Source organism: Vibrio sp. YT-16 (assembly GCF_033337405.1).
Lineage (GTDB): Bacteria > Pseudomonadota > Gammaproteobacteria > Enterobacterales > Vibrionaceae > Vibrio > Vibrio alginolyticus.
In genome coordinates this window covers 1-1338 of record NZ_JAWOQQ010000080.1, presented here as the reverse complement: position 1 = coordinate 1338, position 1338 = coordinate 1, and the positions used below count along the sequence as shown (strand labels likewise).

Sequence of the window (1338 nt, the reverse complement as noted above, 5' to 3'; positions counted from 1 at the left end):
TGTATTTATGGGTTTAGAAACCAGCTTTCTAACGGTAACTGAGTAAATGTGTAAGTCACACCAACACAAAATGCAGCGCCCGTAATGCCAATACCAATTGTAGTGGCCAGCAGAAGTAACGTTATCTTAGGCATGATGATTCTCATCCCTCTTGGAGTGTATTTGCGTGCTTAGTTCGATACAGAGCACACAAACACAATCCAAGCGGTGGCAAGCATAATTAATGGCGTAAAGACTTTTTGAATGGCTGCGCCATCGGTCAAGTTATAGATCTCGATGGATTCGTTGTAGAAGGCGCGTTTGAAGGCTTTAAACGAAATGTCGTTTTTTACATTGGATTGCTCGTAACGCTGACGCGCAGCATCGGCCATCTGATATTCAAGATCTTGAAGTTCAAACTCTTGGTTAAAAAACGAATCCCAAGCGCAAAGGCGAGCTATTGCCTTAGGTGAACTGTTATCACTTTTTAGTTTTGAGAGACGCTTTGCGTAAGCCGCTTGATATTTATCCACGATATATTCCTGCATGAATAGATGCTGAGTCATTGAATGACTCAGAACGTTCTGGTCGGTTGTAAAAGCAAAATTGTGGGATGAAAAGGCGTACTTTTACGTCGGTGGCAGAACTACAAATAAAAATATCAAAGAGCGTTTATGGTGGGGATGATATGGGGTGGTAGGGGAAGAGGACAAACAAAATAAATTAGTCTACGTCACAATCAATGTTTGTTGATTTATTCAATCCTTAGTGTTCTTTGCCTTTTGATGTGCACATTTTGTGGTTAAAAAAGATACGACCATAAGTTGTTCTTGGGCCTGAAAAAGTAAGATTCCTGACCAATATTCTTCCGTTTACCGCGTAGATCTCTCTTCAAAGTCGATTACTTTTGGCTACGCTTATAGTTCGGCTTTAAAAATTTGTAAGAGGGAAGTTGAGTTGAGATGTTTGTAGTTGAAGCGTTGAATAACTCAAGTGATGGGCAATAAAGGTAATTGATTATAAAGGATAAATTGGAAGCAGTGCAGAGCTAGGTAAGATATAAACCTAAAGGTGACGGTATGAGCATACAATCAACCATTATCGAATACGCTGTAGCAATAATAGGCTTACTTTTAACAGGCGTTGCCCTCTGAGCTCGAAAGCTCAGAGGATACATAACCTTAACGATTAATGTTGTAACGAGCGATTGCCGCTTCTTCTGACGTTACAACAGTTTTACCGATAGGCGCGAGGGAAATTACGGCCAGTTTCAGGTGTTGAAGTGCAAACGGAATACCAATAATGGTAACGAAACACGCTGCGGCGGATAGGATATGACCGATTGCCAGCCACAAACCT

General features: G+C 41.0%; 3 protein-coding genes. All 3 read right to left on the bottom strand.

Features of this window, described 5'->3' with window-relative positions; translation table 11 throughout:
• Positions 1-5: 5 nt before the first annotated feature.
• Positions 6-134, bottom strand: coding sequence for a hypothetical protein (locus R7F07_RS24865; RefSeq protein ID WP_025542121.1), 129 nt, complete (start codon positions 132-134; stop codon positions 6-8).
• A gap of 36 nt (positions 135-170) precedes the next feature.
• Entirely contained in the window at positions 171-512 is a 342-nt protein-coding gene (locus R7F07_RS24860) for a hypothetical protein (RefSeq protein WP_005485142.1), read from the bottom strand.
• Positions 513-1160: 648 nt separating this feature from the next.
• Positions 1161-1338, bottom strand: a 178-nt coding sequence (locus R7F07_RS24855; RefSeq protein ID WP_318110618.1) for a YccF domain-containing protein, incomplete at its 5' end; no start/stop codon positions are given.